The sequence below is a fragment of the Flavobacterium sp. FlaQc-48 genome (assembly GCF_044007335.1).
Taxonomy (GTDB): domain Bacteria; phylum Bacteroidota; class Bacteroidia; order Flavobacteriales; family Flavobacteriaceae; genus Flavobacterium.
Genome location: NZ_JBIPCR010000014.1, coordinates 102,751 through 127,747, shown reverse-complemented (window position 1 = coordinate 127,747; position 24,997 = coordinate 102,751). Strand labels below are relative to the sequence as shown.

The following is a 24,997-nucleotide window of genomic DNA, read 5'->3' as shown; positions in this document are numbered from 1 at the left end:
ATGTCCTAAAGTGTTATTCTAATAACTTATAGGGTGGTTTATTCAAAACGAAAATGTTTTCTTTTGCACGATAATTTAAACAAGATATTATGAAAAAGAATTTATTTTATTTTTTAGCAGCTTCGTTAGTTGCTTTTAGCTCATGTTCTAAAGATGATGATGATTCATCAACAGTATTATTATTACCTAAAACAGAAAAATATACTTATGCTTCTCATCCCGACGATAGCAGTACTATAAGTTATGTATATGATGGGAACAAAATTGTTAGTTTGACATATGATGATGGAAGTAAAACGGTGTTTACATACGCGGGAGATTTTATTTCGAAAGCAGTTTATACTGAAAGTTATGAAGGTGCGACACATTCAACTACTACAACTTTTGCATATGAAAATAATAAATTAAAGTCTTATTTAGAAGTTTCTTCGGATAACTCATCAAGTAAAAAAAAGACTTACGTTTATAATGCAAATGGAACAATTTCGACTGTTACAGTTCTGATCAATCCTGTAACGCAAGATGAGATACAAGATTCATCCAGTGTTTTAACTTTAGATTCTAATGGAAATATAATTAAGGCTGAATTTGATGATTATAGTAATACAATTGAATATGATACGAAGTATAGTCCTTTTAAAAATGTTTTAGGTTATACTTTATTATTGGATTCTGATATTTTTGATAAAGAGGCTAACTCACTTAATAATGTAGTGAAAATAACTGAAAAAACTGGAGAAGTTACGGTTTATGAAAATACTTATAATTCTAATAACTATTTACTCAAATCAGTAAGTGGGGATGAAACTTATGAATATACATATTAAGAAAAATAATATTTAAAACAGAAACCCCTTTCGGTAAATTGAAAGGGGTTTTCGTTTTAGTGATGTTAATTTGTGAAATAAATTTTAAAGTTTTATAGTAATCCCGCAAAGCTGCGAAGTCGCAAAGTTTTTTTAATTTGTGTTTTCGTGATTTTTTGTAATTTTTTTTCTGTTTATTTATAAAGAACTTAATATGACAGAAAATGAGATTTCGGCTGTTGTGGTTGATGTTTGTTATAATGTACACGTGAAGCCTGGTCCAGGATTATTAGAATCAGTATATGAGGCAATCTTGTTTCACGACTTATCTTAAAATAACAAAAATGAAATTAGGGCTGCTTATAAATTTTAATGTTCCAATCATTAAATTGGGTATCAAAAGAGTAGTTTCTAATCTCTAATTTTTAAACTTAAAAACTTATTAATAAAAAAGTAAAGCCGCAAAGGTTAAAAAAACTTCGCGACTTCGCAGCTTTACGAGATTAAATAAAAAGTTATTTTCTTTCTCCAATTTGCTGGCGCCACATAGCGTAGTACAAACCTTTTTCAACAATTAAATCTTCGTGTTTACCTGATTCAATAATTTTACCTTGTTCTAAAACAAATATTTTATCGGCATGCATTACGGTTGACAATCTATGGGCAATTAAAACGGTGATTCTGTTTTTGTCAGAGATGTTTCTGATTGTGGCATTGATTTCTTCTTCGGTAATAGAATCTAAAGCAGAAGTTGCTTCGTCAAAAATCAATAAATTTGGATTTCTTAGAATAGCACGTGCAATAGATAAACGTTGTTTTTCTCCACCGGAAACCTTAATTCCACCTTCTCCAATGGTAGTGTTTAAACCATCTTCAGCACGTCTTAGTAGTTTTTCGCAGCTTGCTCTTTTTAGCGCGTCATACAAATCTTCATCGGTTGCATTAGGTTTTACGAACAATAAATTCTCGCGAATCGTTCCTGAGAATAATTGAGCATCCTGCGTAACAAACCCCAATTGTTTTCTTAGATCTAATAAATCAATTTCAGTAGAATCAATTTCATTATATAATATTTCGCCTTCTGCAGGCGTATACAATCCGACCAATAGTTTTACTAAAGTTGTTTTTCCGGAACCCGAAGGCCCGACAAAGGCCACAGTTTGACCTTGTTTGATTTCAAAATTAATATTTTCAACCGCTTTGAATTTAGCAGTTTTATGCTGAAAACTCACATTCGAAAATAACAAAGACTGAATTGCCCCAACGTGCTTTGGGTTTTTCGGACGAAATTCTTTTGGAGCACTCAACAAGGTTTTGAAATTTTCCATAGAAACTTTGGTTTCATTCAATGCAATAATGAAATTTCCAAGTTCCTGTAAAGGGCCAAAAATAAAGAAGGTAAAAAATACCATTGTTAGTAAATCCCCCACGATTATTTTTTGTCCGAATAAGAAATAATACAAAGTAAAAACAACACAAGTTCTTAAAAAGTGTACGGTTGTACCCTGAATAAAACTTAAACTTCTGATAAAACGGATTTTCTCCAGTTCGAGCTGAAGGATTTTAAAGGTGTTTAAATTCAGACGTTTTTCTTCCTGATACGTTAATCCAAGACTTTTTACCAATTCTATGTTTCTTAAACTTTCTGTCGTGGAACCCGCTAAAGCATTTGTCTGATTCACAATTTTTCTGGAAACGATTTTGATCTTTTTACCCAGGTAAGAACTAATTACTGCAATAATAGGAGCTGTAATTAAAAAGATAAGCGAAATACGATAGTCAATTCGGGCCACATAAACAATGACGAATATGAAACCTATAATCGTTTGAAAAATTAAGGAAATAGAAAGCGTAATTAATTTTTCAGAATCGGAGCGCACTTTTGTTAGTTTGCTCAGGGTTTCACCACTTCTTTGATCTTCGAATTCGGCATAAGGCAAGTCGAGAGACTTCTTTATTCCGTCTGTGTACATTTGTGCACCCGTTCGCTGAATCACGACATTCGTAAAATAATCCTGAAAGTTTTTGGTAATTCGGGATATCATTGCAGCACCAAGCGAAAGTCCTAACCAGAATGATAAAGATTTAATAAAACCCATTTCGTTTCCGGCGTATTTATGTAATCCAACGCCGCAATCCTGCATTAATTTACCGGTAATAATGGAATCTGATAAGCTGAAACAGATGTTTATAGCAGCCATAATCAAAGCAAAAAACAAAAGCATTTTGTGTTTGATTATATAAGAATATAATAATTTCATGTGTGAGTTTAAAAAATAAGAGAGATGCAAAAGTAAGCAATTGTTTTAGTTTGTAAAGCTGCTTTTTGTTATTAAAAATGTAATTTTTTTACAACTGAAATTAGCAGTGTACTTTTTTTAAGTCTTGAATATTTTAATTTTTTATGAAACATATTTTTTAATACTGGAACCATAAAAAGCCTAAGAAAATAGCCGTGTTATGTGGTGTTTTGCTTTTTGGCTAATTTTCTTGCTAAGGCCGTAATTTACCTATGTTGTTTCTTATTAGTGCATTAAGAAGAGTATAAATTATATGATCTGTTTTTTTTAGTTTTAATGTGGGATCCCGTAAGGTTATGATTTTGGGTTCCCTTAAGTTTGCTGCAATAATAAATTTAACCAATCAAAATGAAAAAAATTTTATGCCTTTTTAGCGCTTTATCTATGGTGCTTATTTCTTCTTGTTCTAGTGATGATTCAACAGATGTTGCATCTGAAACATTATTACCAAAAAAAATTGTTGAAACAACTGTTGAAAATGGAAAATCGGGAAGTCTTGAGTATACTTTAACTTATGACGGGAACAAGTTGAAAGACATCGCTACTACAGATGCTTCCAGAACTGTTTATACTTATACAGGTGATGTTATAACTAAAGTTGAGTTATACCGTTCAAGTGTTTTGTACTCTACTGATGTTTATGCATATGAAGGAGGTAAATTAGTTTCTAAAATTACTACAAGAGAAGCTAATAAAACGAATCAGCCAAAATTAACTTTTGTGCATAATGCAAACGGTACTATTACTGCAAAATCATCTGTAATAGTTAATAAAGTAGAAATTCCATTAGATGGCACTACTACTTATACTTTTTTGAACGGAAATCTTGTTTCTACAGAATATAGCGATGCAGGATCAGAAAAAATTACAAGTACCTTTGATGATAAGAAAAGTCCTTTTACTAATGTAACTGGTGTAAAACTTTTATTGGACTTAGATAGTGATTTCGATTTTTATTCAGTAAATAATACAGTAAAAAATGTTACCCAAACTTATGATAGTAAAGGTGTACTTACTCAAACAGCAACTGTAACTACTACTAATAAATACAATGCCAATAATTTCTTAACTGAAGTATTCTCCGGAGATGCTAAAGATTCTTTTAAATTAGAGATTAGTTATTAATTAGCTTTTAATGCAATGATCAATCCCCAATCATCAATAATAATTGATGTTGGGGATTTTTTTTGATCTGTAAATGAGTTTTAAAATGTATTTTTGAATAAAAAAACAATGCAATTCAGAACTCAAATACCAATTTCTAAAACCAATAATCCAATTGATTATAATTCGAAGATAATTTCTATTGGTTCTTGCTTTGCAGAAAATATGGCAGAGAAATTCGATTATTTTAAATTTCAGAATGAAACCAATCCGTTTGGGATTATTTTTAATCCGGTTTCTATTGATAAAATAATTAGCAGAATAATCAAACAGGAATTATATACAGAAAAAGATGTTTTCTTCTATAATGAACGCTGGCACAGTTATGAAGTACATTCTGATTTAAGTAATCGGGATCGGCAGGAATTACTCGAAACTTTAAATAAAGCTATTTCCGAAACCTATAAGCAGTTAAAAGAAGCCACGCATATTATTATTACGTTTGGAACTTCCTGGATTTACAGAAATATAGAAAGTAATGAAATTGTAGCCAATTGCCATAAAGTGCCGCAAAAACAATTCTCAAAAGAATTATTACCTGTTGATGTAATTCAGAAAAGCATTCAAAATACAATTGATTGTATTGTGAGTTTAAATCCCGGCATAAATTTCATTTTTACTGTTTCTCCTGTTCGTCACATTAAAGATGGTTTTGCAGAAAATCAACTGAGTAAATCGCATTTGTTTGCCGCACTTCACCAGGTCCTAAAAACTCATCACTCGCAACTCATCACTTATAACTATTTCCCTTCTTACGAAATTATGATGGATGAACTTAGGGATTATCGTTTTTATTCCGAAGATATGCTGCATCCTAATCAAATTGCTATTGATTATATCTGGAAGCTTTTCAGTGAAAATTATATTAGTGAAACTAGTATTTTGACGATGCAGGAAGTTTCAGAAATCCAAAAAAGCCTGCTCCATCGAAGCTTCAATCCTGAATCTGAACAACATCAAAAATTCTTAGCGAAATTACAGGAGAAGATAAAGGGTATAGAAAAAAAAGGGTTACATATCAGATTTTAAAGGGACAATTTTTAAAACATTAAACTTTATCTCAAATAAATCCCTTAGTGTCTTAGCTGGTCTATGTCTTATTTAAAAGTAAGAAAATAATTATTTGTACGTAAAATTTTAGAATAATTGCGCATAATTATGTAAATTGTTAAGGTTTAAAATTCACAATTTTGTAGGCTGTATCAATACAGCCTTATAATAACGCAACTTTAATTTAATTCGTGTTTTATTGACTTATGAATAAGAAACCAATTCATTTTCTTAAAAAAACACTACGTATACTACTTTGGTGCGTGGTTTCTATCATTGCACTTTTATTGCTTCTAATTGTTTTAATCCAGGTTCCATCCATTCAAAATTATGCTAAAGACAAGGCGATTACTTATCTGCATAAAAAGATTAAAACCAAAGTTTCGCTAGATCATATTTCGATTAAATTTCCAAAAGATGTAGTTCTGGAGGGTTTCTATTTTGAAGATCAAAAAAAAGATACTCTTCTGGCGGGTAAACGTTTAGAAGTCGATGTTGATTTGTTTAAACTGGTAAGCAGTGAACTCGAAATCAATTCGGTTTCGCTTGAAAATGTAACAGCCAATATTTCAAGAAACAAACAAGGTGTTTTCAATTTCGATTATATCATAAAAGCTTTCGAATCAAAAGAGCCAAAAGTAGAAGATCCGGAGAGTAAGCCTTTCAAAATATCAGTTGTAAAAGTAAATCTGGATAATGTCAGGTTCAATTTTAAAGACGATTTTTCGAAGAATGATATCAAAGTCAGACTAACACATTTCGATACCAAATTCAAGAAGTTTGATTTGGATAAAATGAATTTCGATATTCCGAACATTGCTTTAGATGGATTAAAACTCGTCTTAAATCAGGATGCAGTAGAAAAAATTGCCGAAGTATCGGTAGAAACCGCTGATACCATTTCGAAAAGAAAAGACTTTAATTTAAAATTAGGCAAAATCAGTTTGTCGAAAATTGACATTGCTTATGATAACAAAGATTCCAAATTAGATTCAGGGATAAAATTGGGCAATCTGGATTTATCAGTTAATACAATCGATTTGAACAATCAGCTTTTAGATTTTGATACTTTCGAACTGAAAAATCTCAAAGGAAACCTAAGATTAGGCACAAAAGACAAGCAAATCAAAACGCCAAGTTTAGACTCAACTGCAATTAAGCAGGTCGGATGGAAAGTAAAATTAAATAATGTCGATATACAGGATGTCGCTTTCAGGTTTGATGATATGCAGTCAAAACCAGTTTTAAAAGGAATTGATTACAGTCATCTGGATTTAGATAAATTCAACTTTAAAGCGGAGAAACTATATTCCGGAAACGATACCATTTCCGGAAACATAAAAGCATTAACAGCAAACGAAAAAAGCGGATTACAAATCCAGTCTTTAAAAACGGATTTCTTTTACGGGCCTAAAAACGCATATCTGAATGATTTGTATTTAAAAACACCTCAAACTTTACTTCAAAACAAAGTTAAAGTAGCTTATTCTTCAATTGCAACGATTTCTAAAGACTTAGGAAACCTTTCTTTAGACGCGAATTTAAATCAGTCGAAAATAGGGTTTAAAGATATTTTACTTTTTGCTCCCGATTTACAAAAAACAAATCCGTTTAAAAGTAATCCGAATGCGATTTTATATTTGAATACACGCTTAAGCGGAAAAATAAAAGATCTTGATATTCCACAATTCGAAATGAGCGGAATAGGAACGACAAGAGTTTCTCTTTCGGGAAAAATAAAAGGATTGCCGGATGCCCAAAAAGCGTATTACGATCTGAATATTAAGAAAGTTTCGAGTACTGCAAAAGATATCTATACGTTTGTACCCGCAGGAACAATTCCAAAGAATATTCAGTTGCCTTCTCAATTAAACTTGCAGGGGAAATTCAAAGGTTCTGTTCAGAATTTCAAAACCAATCTGGCTTTAAACAGTAGTTTCGGAAATGCAAAAGTCGATGGTTTATTTGATCAGCGTGTTAAGAAAAAAGAGAAATACGATGCGACCGTTTATTTGCTGGGCTTCGATTTAGGAAAATTGATAAAAAACGATTCGATTGGAAAAATTACGCTTAAAGCGAAAGTAAAAGGAAATGGACTGGATCCTAAGACAGCGCAGGCACAATTCGATGGATTGGTTCAAAAGGCAGTTTTCAATAAATATACCTATAAAGATTTAGCTTTAAAAGGAAATATCGAAAACGGATCATTTGCCGTAAAATCCGGAATGAAAGATCCTAATTTGCATTTTGATCTCGTTGCCAGCGGAAATACAAAAGATAAATATCCGTCAATACAATTAAAACTAAACCTTGATATCGCTGATTTAGAAAAACTGAATCTTCATGCCGGACCAATGAAATTGAGAGGTAATATCGATGCAGATGTTGCGAATAGTAATCCTGATTTTCTAAACGGAAAAGTTTTTCTGTCGAACATTCAGGTTTTACAAGAAGCGGAACCAATTGTTTTGGATTCTATACGGGTAATTGCTTTTGCAGATAATAATCGAAATAATATCAAAATAGCCTCTCAGTTTTTAAAAGCAGAAGTTGACGGGAAATACAAATTGACAACACTTGTTGCAGCAGTTAAAAAATCATTATCAAAATATATGGATTTAAAAAATCCTAAGGTTAATGGAGAATCAGATGAACAGCGATTAGCTTTTACTTTAAAAATTGATAATGATCCTATACTTTTTAAACTGGTTCCCAAATTAACAGGCCTGGAACCTCTTACGATAACCGGAAAATACAATAATGCTACAGATTCCTTAGAAATAAAAGGAACGATTCCAAGAATTGTATATGCCGATAATACGATTGCCGACGGAAAAATAAATATAGAAGCCAAAGAAAATGCTTTGGAATATATGGTTTCTGTGGCAACGATTGAAAGCGGATCTTTAAAAATTCCGTTTACAAGTTTGTCCGGAAAAATCGAAAACAATACCTTGACTTATGCACTTGAAGTAAAAGATGTCAAAGACAAACAGCAGTATTTTATTGCCGGCGAATTTAAAACAGAAGATTCAAAAAACATTTTTAAAATTGATGCGGAAAACTTTGTATTAAATTATGACAAATGGAATGTTGATCCGGAAAATGAAATTCAATTTAGCGGTAAAAGACTTTACATCAATAAATTCTATCTAGCCAATTCCGGAAACGAATTGAAAATTCAATCGCAGGGCGAACAGGATAATGCACCACTAAAAGTTGATTTTGTAAACTTCAAAATAGAGACCATTATGAATATGGTTAAAAAAGATGAGCTTTTAATGCAAGGTCTGATTAACGGAAATGCATTGGTGGAAAATGTAATGACAAAACCCACTTTTATTTCTGATTTAAAAATCGATCAGTTTGCTTTTAGAGGAGAACCTGTTGGAGATATTACGGTAAAAGTTGACAACAAAACGGCTAATCTGTTAGCAGCAAATGTTACGTTAAGCGGCCAGGACAATGATGTAACCCTTACCGGAAATTATAAAATGGACAATGGTGATCTTGATTTCAATTTAGATCTGAACAAGCTGAATATAAAAAGTATTCAGGGGTTTAGTATGGGGAATATAAAAGAAGGAACCGGATATCTGGCAGGGAATTTTAAAATTACAGGAAATGCCGGTGCACCAAAAGTAAATGGCGAATTAAATTTTAAAGATGCAGGGTTTAGAGTAACACAATTCAACTCGTATTTTAAAACTCAGGATGAGAAAATTACCCTTCAAAACGATGTGATTACCTTTGATAAATTTACTTTTCATGATGAAAATGAAAATGAACTAAGGATAAACGGAACCATTAAATCTGCCGATTATACCAATTTTGATTTTGGTTTAACTGTTGTTGCCGATGATTTCAGAGCAATACATTCAAAAGAAGCAGATAATGACTTGTTTTATGGAGATTTGATTCTGGATACCAAACTAAATATTAAAGGAACACTTAAAAATCCTGTTGTTGGCGGAAATATTAAAATAAACAAAGACACTAAGTTTACGGTTGTTTTACCACAGTCAGATCCTTCAATCGCAGATAGGGAAGGTATTGTTGAGTTTGTAGATGAAGATAATATGTACCTGAAACAAACTGTTGCAATGGAAAACAAACTAAATCAATCGCAGTTGATCGGGATGGATGTAAGCGTTGAAATTGCCATAGACAAAGAAGCAGAACTTACGTTGGTAATCGATAAAGGAAACGGGGATTATCTGAACCTGAAAGGCGAAGCACAACTGACAGGAGGAATCGATCCGTCAGGAAAAACAACTTTAACCGGTAAATATGAGTTTTCTGAAGGCGCTTACGAAATGAACTTTAATATGATTCGAAGAAAATTCGATATCCAGAAAGGAAGTTATATTATCTGGAATGGAGAACCTACAATGGCAACCTTAAATATTACGGCAGTTTATAAAGTGGAAGCGGCACCAATCGATTTAGTCGGAAATCAATTAGGAACACAATCGGCCACTGTTAAAAATACGTACAAGCAAAAAATCCCATTTCAGACTTTATTGAAAATGAATGGAGAATTGCTGAAACCTGAAATTACATTTGATATTGTGTTGCCTGACGGGAATTACGATGTTTCATCAGATATTGTAACGGCTTCTCAAAATAAGCTGGAGCAATTACGACAAGAGCCAAATGAATTGAATAAACAGGTTTTTGCCCTTTTATTATTGAACCGATTTATTGGAGAAAACCCGTTTGCGAGTGAAAGTGGCGGAACTAGTGCAGAATCTCTGGCACGACAAAGTGTAAGTAAAATACTTTCGCAACAATTAAATGATTTAGCAGGAGAGTTAATAACCGGAGTTCAGTTAGAATTTGATCTTGAATCGACAGATGATTATACAACGGGAACAATGCAAAACAGAACAGACCTTAATGTTGGCGTTTCTAAAAAACTTTTAGACGACAGATTAAAAGTAACGGTTGGTAGTAGTTTTGCAGTAGAAGGACAGGAACGTGCCAATGAAGAAAGTACCAATATTGCCGGCGATGTTGCTTTAGATTATCAACTTACCAAAGACGGACGCTACATGGTTCGTGCTTACAGAAAAAATGAATATCAGGTGGCGGTAGAAGGACAGGTTGTAGAGACTGGAGTTGCTTTTATTATCACCATGAGCTACAATAAATTCAGAGAACTTTTTCATCGTAGTGCAGCAGAAAAAGAAATGATCAAAGAAGAAAAACTACGCAAGGAAAAGAAAAAGCTGAAAGAGAAAGAAGAGAAGAAAAAAGAAGAAGAAGATCAAATTGAAGGAAATGAACAAAAAACATAGCAGTATGAAAACCAGATACGTAAAATATTTTATAGCGCTATCCTTGTTTTTTGTTTTTGGATGCAGCAATACAAAATATTTACCGGAAGGAGATTTGTTGTACACAGGAGGTTCTGTGACTGTAAAAGATTCTATTATTAAAAAGAAAGAAAGAAAAGCACTGGAAAAAGAACTGGAAGATTTATTGCGCCCTAAACCCAATAAACAAATAGTGGGCTTGCGTCCAAAATTATGGATTTATAATATTGCCGGAGAACCTAAAAAGAAAAAAGGAATTCGATACTGGTTGCGTAATAAAGTAGGTGAACCGCCAGTACTTTTCAGCAAAGTCGATTTAGATTATAATGCATCAGTTTTACGAAATTTTACAGAAAACAGAGGATATTTTAAAACCCGTGTAAGTGCCGATTCTACAGCCAAAAACAAAAGAGTAACGGCAGAATATACAGTTGTACCCAAAAAGCAGTATATCATTAAAAGCGTGACCTTTCCTGATGACTCTTTGGCAATGTCAAGAATAATTGGAAAATCAAGCCGAAGAAGTTTATTGAAAGTTGGCAAACCGTATGACCTGGATATCATAAAAGCAGAGCGTGAACGTATTGATGCGAGGCTGAAAGAAAAGGGGTATTTTTATTTTAACCCCGATTATATTTTGGCGCAGGTAGACAGCAGTAAAGGCGATCATGAAGTAAAAATCAAATTAGTAATAAAAGCCGAGGCACCTCCCAAAGCACTGACTGCGTATAAGATCAATAAAATAGTAGTGTATCCAAATTTTACAGTTTCGAAAGACAGTGTAAAGTACACCAGCAAAGATATTGTTCAATACAAGGATTTTACTATTATTGATACCGCGGATACTTTTAAACCAAGGGTTTTTGACAGGGCAATTTATTTTAAAAAAGGAGATTTGTACAACCGAAAGAATCATAATCTAACCTTAAATCGTTTCGTAAATCTGGGCACTTTTAGCTTTGTGAAAAATGAATTTAAGCCTTCAGACAGCATAAAAAATGCATTAGATTCCTATTATTATCTGACACTTTTACCTAAAAAGTTCATTCGTGTGGAAGTTTTAGGAAAAACGAATTCGGCAAGTTATACCGGTACAGAAGTAAATGTAAACTGGAACAACCGAAACTTATTTCGTGGCGCTGAATTGCTAACGGTATCTGTCTTTGGTGGCGCTGATTTTCAGCTTTCAGGAACTAATAACGGAAAAAATATATACAAATTGGGTACAGAGACCAGTCTGACCTGGCCAAGATTTATTGTTCCGTTTTTTCATATTGAAGGTTCCAGCGAATATGTACCCCGAACCAAAGCAACATTGCGATATGAATATCAAAACCGGACACAGTTGTATGCTTTAAATTCGTTTAAAACATCATTTGGTTATCAATGGAAAGAAAATATTAGAAAAGAACACCAATTGAATATCATTGATGTTACCTATGTGAGCCCAAATAACGTAACGGCAGAGTATCGCGACGATATTAAAGAAGATGCATCTTTAGGAAAAGTAATCGAAAAACAACTGATTTTTGGCCCAACGTATTCATACACATATACGAATACAATGCAGAAGCGTAAAAAAAATACATTTTACTTTAATGGAGAACTGGATTTAGCTGGAAATATAACAGGTTTAGCTACAGGTGCAAATGTCAAAAAGAACGATACGATAAAAATATTTGATGTTCCGTTTAGTCAGTTTGTAAAGCTAAAAGCAGATTTCAGGCATTATTTAAAGCTCGGAAAAGAAAGTGAACTGGCAAGCAGAATTATTGTTGGTGCCGGACTGCCATACGGAAATTCAGGGGCATTACCAACATCGAAACAATTTGTTGTGGGAGGAACTAATAGTATTCGTGCCTTTAGGGCAAGATCTCTCGGCCCCGGAAGTTATGTCAATACGGTCACAGATAATTCATATTTACCGGATCAGTCAGGAGATTTAAAATTAGAATTTAGTACAGAATACAGGGCAAAACTTTTTAGTATTGTGCGCGGTGCATTATTTGTCGACGCCGGAAACGTTTGGCTCTTAAATGCAGATCCCAATAAACCCGGAGGAGAAATTACAAAAGATTTCATGAAAGATATTGCCGTTGGTGCCGGAGCAGGATTGCGTTTTGATTTGTCTTTTTTAGTTTTAAGAACCGATTTGGCGTTTCCGCTACGAAAACCCTATTTGCCACAAGGCGAAAGATGGGTAATTGACGATATTAATTTTGGAAGCGGGCCGTGGAGAAAAGACAACCTGATTTTAAATATTGCCATTGGATATCCTTTTTAAAAGATTTTTACAGCAATTTTTTTGCTGAAACCCTGGCGACAGCCAAGAGTCGAAGCAATTTTACGAATTTTCACTAATGCTTTGTCTGTAATTTATGAAGGATGCGAATTTAAAATTCGTGAAATTCGTAGCGAAAAAAAATCATAGAAAAAAACTTTTAACCTCTTGCAAAAAGAAGTAAATTGGTCTAATAAATTAATGAAATGCAAAATTTAATCAAAAGGGTAATAGTTTTAGTTGCAGGCGTACTGGCAATAGTTCTGGCATTTAAATATTGTGAATTTAAAAAAGATGACGATTCGGCCATCGATTATAATACCAATTTAATCCAGCAGCAAATCTTAAATGTTGGTAAACTGGTAGTGACCGAAGGGCATTTTTCAGAAGTTATCACCTATAAAAACCAGCAGAAATATTTGATGGATATGGTTTCTTTTGAAAAGAAAGCACTTGTGGTAGTAAACGCCAATGTTACCGTTGCTTATGATTTGCATAAAATGAAATACGACATCGACGAAAAAAACAAAACAATCACAATTCTAAATATTCCAAAAGAAGAAATTACAATTAATCCCGATATTCAGTTTTATGACGTAGAACAAAGCAAACTAAATCCGTTTACGGGAGAGGATTACAATAAAATCAACAAATCGGTTAAAGCGAATCTGGCCAAGAAAATCGAAAATTCATCCTTAAAAACCAACGCACAAAACCGATTAATCAGTGAATTATCTAAAATTCTGATTCTGACCAATTCAATGGGTTGGAAATTGCAATATAACGGAAAAACCATCGAGTCTGAAAAGGAATTAAACCAGGATCTGAAGTTGTAATTTTGAGGCCCATAAGAGGTAAAGTTACAGAGGTTCAGAGTTTTTTTGCTTTACTGTAATTAACCTGAAAAGATAAAAAACACTAAAGGATATAAGAAATAATATGAAAATAACTTTACAAAGAAAAATAGCGGTTCTTTGGTTTGCCCTTTCGGTTTTTAATGCAATAAATTATGTTTATCAAATCATTTGATTACGAGGAACTTTCGGAAGTTTTGGCGGAAGCGTTTTTTCTACTTCTTATTTTGCAAAGATTTTTTCTTATTCATTAATTGAGAACTTAGTTTCAATATCAAGTGAAAACCAATATTTTGCCTATAAATTTGAATGGTATTCCAGTATAATTTTGACTTTGTTGTCAATAATTATACAAGTATTTTGAACAGCTTAAAATAATTAATTACGATGAAAACCACTTTGTTATTCTTTATTTCATTCTTACATCTGAATTTCTTTGGAATGGATTATTACATTGAATCAAATGTTAAGAGTACTTGTAAAGATGATTTTCCTTCCGGATTGTCTTTCTTTTTTGAACAAGTTGGTGGCTTTGGAGAAAAAAGTATGGTTAGTCAGGTAGAAAAAATTCTAAAAATTGACCTTTCAACTTTTCAGGATTACGATTCTGAAGGAGAAGAAAATTCAAGACACTGGAAAAATATACTTGTTTTTGAAAAAACAATAGATAATCTGTTGCTCAGGATAAAAGCAAATCCGAATTATTATAAAAAGGTGAAATTTAATCCAATTTATGAGGATTATGTTTATTCGTCTGATAAACAAGAGAGGGAAAAAAATAAACAAAAGCAGCGGGAATATGAAAAAAGCCCCCTGCATGGTTTTCCCTATGATACTGGATATTTGAACTCCAATAAATTTGTAACGGAGCTAAAGCAATTAAAAAATGTTTTAAACTGCTATAAAAAAAATGGCGCCACAAAAATAAGATTAGGCTATTATTAATCTTTAAAAAGAAAACTCTTTGGCTCTCTTTTGAAGATTAAAAAAAATGCTTCGTTGAAAAAATATAAAAGACTTAGTGCCTTAGCGTTTTAGTGGCAAACCCCTTTAAACAGTTTCCTTATTAAAAATCAAATCTAATCCGCCGGAAATTAAATGGGCTACTTCGGGACGTTTTAGTTTCAATTGATCTAAATAAACCAATACTTCCTGTAAAAACTGATCTTCATTTGAATCTTTCAAAAGTTCTGCAATTTCAACCGAAAGCAACCAGTCATTAGAATGATTTTCTTTTAGTTTTGCAAAGACAGATTGTAGTTCAGATGTAGAATCTTTGTTTTCTCTAATGAGACGAACCGTTTGATAAAGAATTTCTAAATCATCACGTTCATCAGTATGTTTTGCTTTAATAGTAGTAGTTTTAGGTACTGAATTAATCAAATCAAAACTATTCACATCGGCTGGACCGGAGAACGCAGAAACTACTTTTTTACCAATGGCCATATCGTAATTTCCCCATTCAGGCTGAAACAAAACAGTTTTGCCATGTGTTACGGTACAATTTCTAAAACTAATCAGGATAATTTCTCCGTGTAAGTTTCGTGAACCCGTAATAATTTCACCTTCCACAATAATATTGCCTTCAAATTCCAGTTTTACGGTTTCATTTTCTACAATGCTGTAAGCCTGTAAATCCTTAGGGCTCATATCTTCAATCGCTAAATTAAATCCTTTCAGTTTCCCAATCGGGCTTCCAAATCCTTCCGGATGAGTCAAAGTTCCGTGCCCAACCAATTCTTTTTCGCGGTATGATAAAGCGGTTTTTCCGGTGGTCTGAATGTAAACAGGTTTTCCCTCTTCTTCCAATACATTAGTAAAAACTCCCGAAATTTGTAAACCTGTGCTCAACTCAATTGTTCCTAAAGCATTCGAATGAATTAGTTTCTGAATTCCGGAAAGACCTCCGGTGCGTAAAGCCATTTTATTGGCAAATTCTTCTAAAATCAAACTTAAATAAGAGAAATTAGGCGTTACATATAGTTGAGGTTGCAATTGTGTAATGTCAAAATTTTGATTGGCAGCCGATATATCGTAAGGAATTTTCTTCACGTTATCTGTCATACACCAAGCGCTTTCCCCGATAGACGAAAGTAATCCGGCACCATATATTTTTGGGTTTTCAACAGTTCCAATCAAGCCATACTCCACCGTCCACCAATGCAGGTTTCGAATTTGAGCCATTTCTGAAAGTTCACCCATATTATTTTGTAAATCGGCAACTGCTTTTTCAGCTTCATCTATTTTTTCCTGAGGTGTATCTTCGGCTTCTTTCAAAATAGAAAGCAATCGAATCGCTTCATACATCTGGTAATCTTTATGAGATGAAATCGCTTTACAGCCAATTTCTCCAAAACGACGCAAATATTCGGCATATTCCGGATTGGCAATAATAGGAGCGTGGCCGGCACCTTCGTGAATAATATCCGGGGCGGGAGTATATTCAATATGTTCAAGCTGACGAATATCTGAAGCAATAACCAAAACGTTATACGCCTGGAATTCCATAAAAGCATTTGGCGGAATAAATCCGTCTACGGCAACAGCAGCCCAGCCAATTTCAGTCAGGATTCGGTTCATGCCGTACATACTTGGGATAGCATCAATTTCGATTCCCGTTTTTCGTAAGCCGTCTAAATACGAACTATGGGCAACTTTCGATAAATAATCTACGTTTTTACGCATTACATAGCGCCAAACCGCTTGATTTATAGGGGTGTAATCGCTATAATCCTGAGGTTTAATAAATTGCTTTAAATGTTTAGGCAATCGCTCTAATAATGGGTTGGTTTCAATACTTGCATTCATTTCGAAAACGTTGTAGATTAAGAATGTAAAATTACGAATTTAGACTACTATTTTTTGCTATTCATTACAATTTTTTTGTTCGAAATGATTTCCCATTGCATTTTTCGTGAATTTTATAAATGTAAAAGGTATTTATACAATTATATTTGTTGAAGTTAATTGGTTCTTCAGTTTGCTTATATCTTCTAATACTATTTTATTAGTAGAAATTCTCAATGTTTTAAGATGTCTCATATTGGAAAGACTTTGAGGTAAATGCTCTAAAAGATTATTATCAAGATCTAATTTTTTGAGTTTTTTTAAGTTAGATATAGTTTCCGGAATTTCTCGGATGCTCTGACAGCTCCATAATTCTAATATCTCCAAATTTTCAAGTTGATCTATTTCATTAAATAAATTTTTAGTATCAAGCTTATTTTTCCAATTAGAGTTTAATTTAAGGCTTTTTAATTGTTTTAAGTTTCCAATTCCTGCTGGCAGTCCTATTATTTGGTTTATTCCTAAATCAATTTCTTTAAGTTTCGTTAATTTATAAATTGAATTAGGGTATGATTTAAGCTTATTGTCACTAGCAGAAAATTTTTGTAATTGCTTTAGCAAGGCTATACTTTCAGGAATTTCTTCAATGCCATTTTTGTTAAGGTTTAACTCTTGTAAATTGGCGCATTTTGAGAGATTTTGGAAAATTTCATCCAGTTTTAGTGTAATAGGTTTTTCATTCAAAAACAATCCTTGCCAAAAGGAAATCTTTTTTAGATTCTTTAGTCTTTCTATTTTTTCTGAAACAGTAGAAATTTTAGTATCGAATAATTCTAGTTCTTCCAGACTGGCAAGGTCATAAATTAGATTCGGAATATCTTTTACTTCTCCGCTTATTATAATCGATTTTAGAGAACTAATATTCTTTAATGCTTCACTGATAGCTTGCTTTTTGGGAATATAAATAGATAGTTTTTTAAGATTTTGATGGGAGCAAAGAAATTTAGGCTGGCTTTTTAATTTTTCGCATCCTAAATAATTCAATTCTTTGAGCTTTGGAAGTTGAAAAACAAAATCCGGAATTTCAGTAATTTCCGTATGAGATACATCAAGTGTTTCAAGCTGAAGACATTCTTTTATGATTTCCGGAATTTTAGTTAAAGAGTACTGCTCAGATAAATTGATCTTTTTAATTGTATCTTTTTGATTTAAAATTTTTTCCAATATTTTTTTCATAATAGTTTGTCGTTGTAAAATTTGAAATAACTAGCGATTTTCCTGATTTCTGAAATATTCAATTTTATGGTTAAACATAAAAGCCATGTTTGTTGCGCGCATCTTGGCTTCTTCAGTAATAACTCCGGCAAATTGTGCATCAATTGTAGTATTGAATATTTCGATCCAGCGATCGAAATGAGTTTTATCTACCGGTAATTGTTTGTGTGGTGGAAATGGAGTTCCGGAATAGGCACGAACATCAAATAAAATGGTTTGCCAGAAACCGTACATTTTTTCTAAGTGAGGAGCCCAGCGATCTTGCAATTTATCATTGAAAATTGGACCAATGAGATCATCTTTTCTGACATTATCGTAAAAGCTGTTAACCATTTGTTTTATGTCTTCCAGGTTCGAAATATCTTTAAGCACTGCCATTATTTTTATTTAATAAAATTTGAATTACAAAAATACGACAACTTCTTTTTTATACACTGACATTTATCATTTTCATTTTTTTGAACCTCTAATTTACTGGCAGTACAGTAAAGAAATGAGTTGTATTTGCTAAAATCGCTGCCTGTTTCTTGTTGTAGAAAAGTAACAAAAACATAAAGTAAGATTTTTACGAAGATATTGTTTTTTAAAATGCTGATTATTAGGTTTTTGTAAAATATTCAGATAAGTTTTTGTAAAGGTGAAATTTTGAAATGATGTGTATTTGTAAAGTTGTAAAAATGCGCATTTAATTAAAATTAACATAATATTGAAGTGAATTAATAAAATTAGTCTTAAAAAACAAGAAAAATTTAATTATTAAAAACACAAAAAAACATGAAAAAAACTACCCAAAATCGAACCATTAAAAGGAATGTTAAAATAATGATGTTTGTCGTTATGCTGATTTCATTTACCAGTAAGATGAGTGCTCAAACCGTTACTCCCTGGATTACCAGTGGAGATCAGACAAAATTATTGCAACAGCAGTCGACTGTTAGTTTTGGTACAAATTCAGGAAGTAATCCTTCTACTGTAACGATTAATGCAGGAACAACGTACCAAACTATGGATGGATTTGGTTACACCCTAACCGAAGGAAGTTGCGAAGTAATTAGCGGAATGGCGGCAACTCAGCAAAACCAGTTGCTGAATGATTTGTACAATCCTGTAACAGGCTTAAATGCCAATGTGGTTCGTATTAGTATAGGGGCTTCTGATTTAAGTAGTTCTTCTTATAGTTATAATGAAACTTCAGGCGATGTAAATATGAATAATTTTAGTCTTAACGGCCCGGATTTGACGTATTTAGTTCCAATCCTGAAAAAGATATTACTCATTAATCCAAATATAAAAATATTAGCAACTCCCTGGTCTGCACCACGCTGGATGAAAACGAATAATTCCTGGGTAGGCGGAAGTCTGCAAACGCAATATTACGCTGCGTACGCAAGGTATTTTGTAAAGTATTTTGGAGCAATGCAGGCACAGGGAATTTCGATTTGGGGAATCACGCCTCAAAACGAACCTGAAAATCCAAATAACGAACCAAGTATGCTAATGAATTCTACAGAACAAAAGAATTTTATTAATCAACAACTAGGGCCTCAAATGGCAACAGCCGGTTATGGCGGAATAAAAATTATAGCTTTTGATCATAATTGCGATAATACTGCTTACCCTATTGATGTTTTAAACAACAGCAGTTATGTTGATGGCGCAGCATTTCATTTGTATTTAGGAAATATCTCGGCCATGTCAACAGTACGAAATGCAACCAATAAAAATGTTTATTTTACAGAACAATACACAGGATCCGGCGGAAGTTTTAGCGGCGATTTTGGCTGGCACATGCAAAACGTAGTTATTGGAAGTACCAATAATTGGGCAAAAACAGTACTGGAATGGAATGCAGCCAATAATGCAGCTTTGGGGCCACGAACTCCTGGAGGGTGCAATACTTGTTTAGGGGCGATTACTGTTAATAATAGTACAAGTTATACAAAAAATGTAGCGTATTATATTATTGGTCAAATCTCAAAATTTGTAAAACCGGGCGCTTTAAGAATTTCATCTTCGAGTACAAATGGTACAATTCAATCGGCCGGATTTAAAAATCCTGACGGATCAATTGCGCTAGTGGTTTATAATTCAGGATCAGCAAATACAATTAAAGTGGTTTCAGGATCATCAGCATTTAATTATACAGTTCCCGCTTCATCAGCTGTTACTTTCAATTGGTCAGCAGGATCACCGCCATCATCTTCTTTTCCGGGATATTACAATATTATTTCAAGAAACAGCAGCAAAGGATTAGACGTTGCAGATAATTCAACGACAAGTGGAGGTCGTATTCAGCAATATGATATTACCAATGGAGGAGGAAGTAACCAGCGCTGGAAATTTGTTCCTGATGGAAGTGGTAATTATTATATCATTGTAAAATCAACAGGAATGTATCTGGCAACTGAGACTAATAGTACTGCCGATGGAATAAAAGTGCAACAAAGAACTTCATCAGCTTCAAATGAATTTAAATGGACGATTACGGATCTTGGCGGAGGTTATTATAAAATCATTAATCTGAATAGCGGAAAATCATTAGATGTTGAAAATGTTTCTACGGCAAACGGGGCCAATATTCAGGTTTGGGCTTATACAGGAGGATTAAATCAACAATGGCAATTGGTACAGGTTGAAGCTTCTGCCAGTAAAAAGGCACTGCAGGAAGAAGTTGCCGCAGTTTCTGATTTTTCTCTTTATATCAATAACACCAATGATTATTTAAAAATTAATACACCAAATCCAGGTTCAGGTGAAGTAGAAATTTATTCCGTGACAGGTCAGCGTCTACAAAAAAGAACTGTCAATTTTGTAAGCGGAAGCGAGGCAGAAATAGAAATTTCAAAATTACCAAAAGGGCTTTACATTATAAAATTTAACGACAGCAAAAGATCGTATTCTAAAAAAGTGCTCAAACAATAGGTATAAATTTGGGAATTTAATTAGTAATTTTATTTCTGATTTAAAAAGGCTGTCTGATTTAAAAATCCAGACAGCCTTTTGTTTTTATCCTATTAATTGTGTGAATAAATCCTGATTATCATTCAGATATTGAAATTCAAAACCATTTTGAGTCATATTCAATTTGATCGCCATAATATCTTTTTTGTTTTTTAATTCCAGGCCAACCACTACAGAACCTACTTCGCGGCTATTTTTCTTGGCAAATTGAAAATAAGTGATATCATCGTCAGGCCCCAGAATATTATTTACAAATTCCTTTAAAGCACCGGGACGTTGTGGAAACTGAATCATAAAGTAATGCATCAGTCCTTCGTAAAGTAAAGAGCGCTCTTTTATTTCGGCAGTTCTTTCGATGTCATTATTGCTTCCGCTTACCACACACACTACATTTTTTCCTTTTATTTTATCTGCATAAAAATCTAAAGCAGCAATAGTCAATGCACCGGCAGGCTCGACCACCATGGCTTCTTCATTGTACAAACGTAAAATGGTGGTGCATACTTTTCCTTCGGGAACCAGAATTATATCTTCTAAATTATAACGGCAGATTTCAAAAGTCATATCACCAACTTGTTTTACAGCAGCGCCATCAACAAATTTATCAATTGTTTTTAAAGCCGTATTTTTATTCTCTTCAATAGAAGTTTTCATCGAAGGAGCCCCTTTTGGTTCAACACCAATAATTTTTGTATTCGGACTTAAATGTTTAAAAACTTCTGATAGTCCCGAGGCCAGTCCGCCACCGCCAATTGGAACAAAAACATAATCGATTGGTTCTTTAAAGTTCTCTAAAATCTCCAAACCAACAGTTCCCTGACCGGCAATGACTTTTTCGTCATCAAACGGGTGAATGAATATTTTATGGTTTTTGATGGCATCTGCTGTTGCCGAGGCATAAGCGTCATCAAAAGTATCTCCGGTAAGCACAATTTCAACAAACGATTTTCCGAACAATTGAACTTGTTTTACTTTTTGTTTGGGAGTTGTTTTTGGCATATAAATTTTGCCTTTTATTTGCAAAAGATGACAGGAATAAGCGACGCCCTGCGCATGATTTCCGGCACTTGCACATACAATCCCGATTGCTTTTTCTTTTTCATTTAAGGAAGAAATTTTGTTGTAAGCCCCTCTTATTTTGTATGACCGCACAATTTGCAGATCTTCCCGTTTCAATAAAATAGTCGACTGAAACTCTTCGGAAAGATTTAGATTTTGGGTGAGTGGAGTAGCGGCAACTACATTTTCGAGTTGCTTTTTGGCAGCAAGTACTTCGTTAAATAAATTCATAATATTTTTTTTGTGAACAAGTTTTTTTTTTACCACAGATTAAAAATATTTTAATCTGTGAGAATCCGTGAAAATAATTGAAAATAAAAAACCTCCCGATTTGGGAGGTTTAATAAATTGTATTTTGTTTACTTATTTATACAATACCTCGCCATTATTGCTGAATAGCAATAATATTAATAGAGATAATAATGATATTTAAGTTTTTCATTTCAGATAATTGAATGGCAAATGTATAAATTATTTTTTAACCGGAGGATATTGTGCTAAAACTTTTGATACAATTTCTTTTACTTTAGCATCTTTTTTATCCACGTTTTTAGTTAAAGTTCCAACTCCTTCACCTTGCCAGATCATTTCTTTCTTTTTAGCATCAATTAAATCAATGAATAAAGTTCCTTCTGTAGACGTTGATACCGTAGTTTGATTTCCTCCGTACATCATGTAAGGATTCCATCCCCATCCCCAACCGTAACCCCATCCGGCGCTAAACTGGTTTACATTAACCTGTTCTCTTGATTTGGTAAAAATGTTTACTAATAAATCAGGATTTTCGCTTTTTGTAAAGCCTTTGGCCTGCATTTCTTCATCTATGGCATGCAGGATACGTCTTTTATCCAAATCAGAAATTTCGACCTTATCAATTCCGGGCTTAAAAAAAGCATACGTCTTATATGGCGCGAAATCTACGTTTTTATCGTAATCAGAATATACACTAACTGTACTGCATGAGGCTAGTATCAAAAGCAAAAAAACGGGCACTAATTTGAATGTTTTCATATGTTTAAAAATTTTAATGTTCTTGGGTTTTAATTAAATACGAAACTCTGCCTAAAATAGATTTTCATCTACGATATTAGGTAAAGTAACCTTTAATAATGGCTGAACTTCCATCGCTCTTTTTATGGCAAAAATCGCTTCGTCATTTCGGGCCCAGCTTCGTCTTGAAATTCCGTTGTTAACATCCCAAAAAAGCATTGATGCTAAGCGCTTTGAAGCCTCTTTAGAACCATCAAGAACCATACCAAAACCACCGTTTATAACCTCTCCCCAGCCAACTCCTCCGCCATTATGAATCGAAACCCAGGTTGCTCCTCTAAAGCTGTCCCCGATCACGTTTTGAATCGCCATATCGGCCGTAAAACGGGATCCGTCGTAGATGTTAGAAGTCTCTCTGTAAGGAGAATCAGTTCCGGAAACATCATGATGATCGCGTCCTAAAACTACGGTTCCGATTTCGCCCTTGGCAATCGCCTGATTAAAAGCTTCTGCAATCTTAATCCGGCCTTCGGCATCAGCATAAAGAATTCTGGCCTGAGAACCTACAACAAGTCTGTTTTCCTGCGCGCCTTTGATCCATTTGATATTGTCCTGCATTTGCTGCTGAATTTCATCGGGAGCCGTTTTTGCCAATTCTTCTAAAATCTGGCTTGCAATGGTATCTGTTTTTTGTAAATCTTCCGGTTTTCCTGAGGTACAAACCCATCTAAACGGACCAAATCCATAATCAAAACACATAGGTCCCATAATATCCTGAACATAACTAGGGTACTTAAAGTCGATATTATTCTCTGCCATTACATCTGCTCCGGCACGGGAAGCTTCTAATAAAAAAGCATTTCCGTAATCAAAAAAGTAAGTTCCTTTTGCGGTGTGTTTATTAATCGCTTTGGCTTGACGACGCAAAGATTCCTGAACTTTTTCTTTGAATAATTCCGGATTGTTAGCCATCATGTCATTTGCTTCTTCAAAAGAAATACCAACCGGATAATAGCCTCCGGCCCAAGGATTATGAAGCGAAGTCTGATCAGAACCTAAGTCAATTTTGATGTTTTCTTTGTCGAAACATTCCCAAACATCCACCACGTTTCCTAAATAAGCTATCGAAACGACTTCTTTATTGGCTTTCGCCAAAGTAACTCTTTTAACTAATTCATCAGTAGACGTTACGATTTCATTAATCCAGCCTTGTTCGTGACGAATTTTGGTGATTTTAGGATTTACCTCGGCACAAACCGTGATACAACCTGCAATATTTCCGGCTTTTGGCTGTGCGCCGGACATTCCGCCAAGACCAGATGTCACAAATAAATTGCCTTCAGGATTTAGTTTTATCTTTCTGAAACCATTCAAAACCGTAATCGTAGTTCCGTGTACAATTCCTTGCGGTCCAATATACATATAACTTCCCGCTGTCATTTGCCCGTATTGCGAGACGCCCAAAGCATTCATTTTTTCCCAATCATCCGGTTTAGAATAATTTGGAATAACCATTCCATTGGTAACCACAACTCTCGGCGCTTCTGAATGTGAAGGGAATAATCCCATAGGATGTCCTGAATACATGGTCAGCGTTTGCTCGTCTGTCATTTCAGACAAATATTGCATGGTCAATAGGTATTGCGCCCAGTTCTGAAAAACAGCTCCGTTGCCACCATACGTAATCAATTCATGCGGATGTTGTGCTACAGCATAATCCAGATTGTTCTGAATCATGTGCATAATGGCTTTTGCCTGTATTGATTTTCCGGGATATTCATCGATTGGTCGCGCATACATCCTGTAATCCGGACGTAGGCGATACATGTAAATACGACCGTAAGTATTGAGTTCTTCTGTAAATTCCTGAATTAATTCGGCGTGATGCTCAGGTTCAAAATAACGTAAGGCATTTTTTAAAGCTAGTTTTTTTTCTTCTGCCGAAAGAATATCTTTTCGTTTTGGCGCATGGTTAATCGCTAAATCGTAATCTTTTTTTGGGGGTAATATTGAGGGAATTCCTTGTTGTATTTGTTCTTGAAAAGTCATTTTTTTTTAGATTTTTAGATTCTTAGATCGTTAGACTTCTTAGATTTTTTGAAATTTAAAGATTAAATATCTAATTTAATTAAAGGTTTCGTTTAAATTTATA

At 33.7% G+C, this 24,997-nt stretch carries 17 protein-coding genes; 10 read left to right on the top strand and 7 right to left on the bottom strand.

All coding sequences use genetic code 11. The features are described 5' to 3' along the window. Positions 1–89: 89 nt before the first annotated feature. From ACHRWY_RS19975 to ACHRWY_RS19965, 3 genes are all read left to right on the top strand, one after another. Entirely contained in the window at positions 90–827 is a 738-nt protein-coding gene (locus ACHRWY_RS19975; RefSeq protein WP_395357022.1) for a hypothetical protein, read from the top strand. Between the two features lie 193 nt (positions 828–1,020). Next, complete coding sequence (locus tag ACHRWY_RS19970) at positions 1,021–1,140, top strand: GxxExxY protein (RefSeq protein ID WP_395357020.1); 120 nt, start codon at positions 1,021–1,023, stop codon at positions 1,138–1,140. After that, a complete protein-coding gene (locus ACHRWY_RS19965) occupies positions 1,109–1,228 on the top strand; it encodes a GxxExxY protein (protein WP_395357018.1) in 120 nt (39 codons plus the stop codon). Before ACHRWY_RS19970 ends, ACHRWY_RS19965 begins: the two co-directional genes overlap by 32 nt. Positions 1,229–1,321: 93 nt before the next feature. Here ACHRWY_RS19965 and ACHRWY_RS19960 read toward each other — a convergent pair whose 3' ends face one another. Then, positions 1,322–3,067: an ABC transporter ATP-binding protein gene (locus ACHRWY_RS19960; protein ID WP_395357017.1), complete on the bottom strand. Its 1,746-nt coding sequence runs from the start codon at positions 3,065–3,067 to the stop codon at positions 1,322–1,324. A 387-nt stretch (positions 3,068–3,454) separates the two neighbouring features. Between ACHRWY_RS19960 and ACHRWY_RS19955 the strand changes: the two genes are divergently transcribed. From ACHRWY_RS19955 to ACHRWY_RS19930, 6 genes are all read left to right on the top strand, one after another. Then, positions 3,455–4,231, top strand: a complete 777-nt coding sequence (locus tag ACHRWY_RS19955; protein ID WP_395357015.1) for a hypothetical protein — start codon at positions 3,455–3,457, stop codon at positions 4,229–4,231. Positions 4,232–4,339: 108 nt separating this feature from the next. Continuing rightward, on the top strand, positions 4,340–5,299 hold the full coding sequence (locus ACHRWY_RS19950; protein WP_395357075.1) for a GSCFA domain-containing protein: 960 nt from the start codon (positions 4,340–4,342) through the stop codon (positions 5,297–5,299). Between the two features lie 227 nt (positions 5,300–5,526). Continuing rightward, on the top strand, positions 5,527–10,620 hold the full coding sequence (locus ACHRWY_RS19945; protein WP_395357013.1) for a translocation/assembly module TamB domain-containing protein: 5,094 nt from the start codon (positions 5,527–5,529) through the stop codon (positions 10,618–10,620). A gap of 4 nt (positions 10,621–10,624) precedes the next feature. Beyond that, entirely contained in the window at positions 10,625–12,922 is a 2,298-nt protein-coding gene (locus ACHRWY_RS19940; RefSeq protein WP_395357011.1) for a BamA/TamA family outer membrane protein, read from the top strand. A 203-nt stretch (positions 12,923–13,125) separates the two neighbouring features. Further along, the gene (locus ACHRWY_RS19935; protein WP_395357010.1) at positions 13,126–13,755 is read left to right on the top strand and encodes a DUF4230 domain-containing protein; all 630 of its coding nucleotides are present in this window, start codon (positions 13,126–13,128) and stop codon (positions 13,753–13,755) included. Between the two features lie 405 nt (positions 13,756–14,160). Next, positions 14,161–14,718, top strand: coding sequence for a hypothetical protein (locus tag ACHRWY_RS19930; protein ID WP_395357009.1), 558 nt, complete (start codon positions 14,161–14,163; stop codon positions 14,716–14,718). Positions 14,719–14,823: 105 nt separating this feature from the next. Here the strand turns inward: ACHRWY_RS19930 and ACHRWY_RS19925 are convergent, their stop codons facing one another. From ACHRWY_RS19925 to ACHRWY_RS19915, 3 genes are all read right to left on the bottom strand, one after another. Further along, positions 14,824–16,581, bottom strand: a complete 1,758-nt coding sequence (locus ACHRWY_RS19925) for an aromatic amino acid hydroxylase (RefSeq protein WP_395357008.1) — start codon at positions 16,579–16,581, stop codon at positions 14,824–14,826. 132 nt (positions 16,582–16,713) lie between these two features. Further along, entirely contained in the window at positions 16,714–17,796 is a 1,083-nt protein-coding gene (locus ACHRWY_RS19920; protein WP_395357007.1) for a leucine-rich repeat domain-containing protein, read from the bottom strand. Between the two features lie 30 nt (positions 17,797–17,826). After that, positions 17,827–18,213 carry a group III truncated hemoglobin gene (locus ACHRWY_RS19915; RefSeq protein ID WP_395357005.1) on the bottom strand — a complete coding sequence of 129 codons (387 nt, stop codon included), beginning with the start codon at positions 18,211–18,213 and terminating at the stop codon, positions 17,827–17,829. Between the two features lie 396 nt (positions 18,214–18,609). On the opposite strand from ACHRWY_RS19915, the gene ACHRWY_RS19910 reads away from it, so the two are divergent. Further along, the gene (locus ACHRWY_RS19910) at positions 18,610–20,757 is read left to right on the top strand and encodes an RICIN domain-containing protein (RefSeq protein ID WP_395357004.1); all 2,148 of its coding nucleotides are present in this window, start codon (positions 18,610–18,612) and stop codon (positions 20,755–20,757) included. A gap of 84 nt (positions 20,758–20,841) precedes the next feature. Here the strand turns inward: ACHRWY_RS19910 and ilvA are convergent, their stop codons facing one another. The 3 genes from ilvA to ACHRWY_RS19895 form a co-directional block, all read right to left on the bottom strand. Beyond that, positions 20,842–22,086 (bottom strand): threonine ammonia-lyase IlvA, encoded by a 1,245-nt coding sequence (gene ilvA / locus ACHRWY_RS19905; RefSeq protein ID WP_395357002.1) that lies wholly within the window; start codon positions 22,084–22,086, stop codon positions 20,842–20,844. 240 nt (positions 22,087–22,326) lie between these two features. Further along, the gene (locus ACHRWY_RS19900; RefSeq protein WP_395357000.1) at positions 22,327–22,866 is read right to left on the bottom strand and encodes a DUF4136 domain-containing protein; all 540 of its coding nucleotides are present in this window, start codon (positions 22,864–22,866) and stop codon (positions 22,327–22,329) included. A gap of 51 nt (positions 22,867–22,917) precedes the next feature. Beyond that, positions 22,918–24,894 carry a urocanate hydratase gene (locus ACHRWY_RS19895; protein ID WP_395356998.1) on the bottom strand — a complete coding sequence of 659 codons (1,977 nt, stop codon included), beginning with the start codon at positions 24,892–24,894 and terminating at the stop codon, positions 22,918–22,920. Positions 24,895–24,997: the final 103 nt, after the last annotated feature.

Coding starts and splice junctions, on each gene's coding strand:
- ACHRWY_RS19935 (WP_395357010.1), top strand. CDS start 13,126: ATGCAAAATTTAATCAAAAGGGTAATAGTTTTAGTTGCAGGCGTACTG.
- ACHRWY_RS19915 (WP_395357005.1), bottom strand. CDS start 18,213: ATGGCAGTGCTTAAAGATATTTCGAACCTGGAAGACATAAAACAAATG.
- ACHRWY_RS19970 (WP_395357020.1), top strand. CDS start 1,021: ATGACAGAAAATGAGATTTCGGCTGTTGTGGTTGATGTTTGTTATAAT.
- ACHRWY_RS19945 (WP_395357013.1), top strand. CDS start 5,527: ATGAATAAGAAACCAATTCATTTTCTTAAAAAAACACTACGTATACTA.
- ACHRWY_RS19955 (WP_395357015.1), top strand. CDS start 3,455: ATGAAAAAAATTTTATGCCTTTTTAGCGCTTTATCTATGGTGCTTATT.
- ACHRWY_RS19900 (WP_395357000.1), bottom strand. CDS start 22,866: ATGAAAACATTCAAATTAGTGCCCGTTTTTTTGCTTTTGATACTAGCC.
- ACHRWY_RS19940 (WP_395357011.1), top strand. CDS start 10,625: ATGAAAACCAGATACGTAAAATATTTTATAGCGCTATCCTTGTTTTTT.
- ACHRWY_RS19975 (WP_395357022.1), top strand. CDS start 90: ATGAAAAAGAATTTATTTTATTTTTTAGCAGCTTCGTTAGTTGCTTTT.
- ACHRWY_RS19925 (WP_395357008.1), bottom strand. CDS start 16,581: ATGAATGCAAGTATTGAAACCAACCCATTATTAGAGCGATTGCCTAAA.
- ilvA (WP_395357002.1), bottom strand. CDS start 22,086: ATGAATTTATTTAACGAAGTACTTGCTGCCAAAAAGCAACTCGAAAAT.
- ACHRWY_RS19960 (WP_395357017.1), bottom strand. CDS start 3,067: ATGAAATTATTATATTCTTATATAATCAAACACAAAATGCTTTTGTTT.
- ACHRWY_RS19950 (WP_395357075.1), top strand. CDS start 4,340: ATGCAATTCAGAACTCAAATACCAATTTCTAAAACCAATAATCCAATT.
- ACHRWY_RS19920 (WP_395357007.1), bottom strand. CDS start 17,796: ATGAAAAAAATATTGGAAAAAATTTTAAATCAAAAAGATACAATTAAA.
- ACHRWY_RS19965 (WP_395357018.1), top strand. CDS start 1,109: ATGAGGCAATCTTGTTTCACGACTTATCTTAAAATAACAAAAATGAAA.
- ACHRWY_RS19930 (WP_395357009.1), top strand. CDS start 14,161: ATGAAAACCACTTTGTTATTCTTTATTTCATTCTTACATCTGAATTTC.
- ACHRWY_RS19910 (WP_395357004.1), top strand. CDS start 18,610: ATGAAAAAAACTACCCAAAATCGAACCATTAAAAGGAATGTTAAAATA.
- ACHRWY_RS19895 (WP_395356998.1), bottom strand. CDS start 24,894: ATGACTTTTCAAGAACAAATACAACAAGGAATTCCCTCAATATTACCC.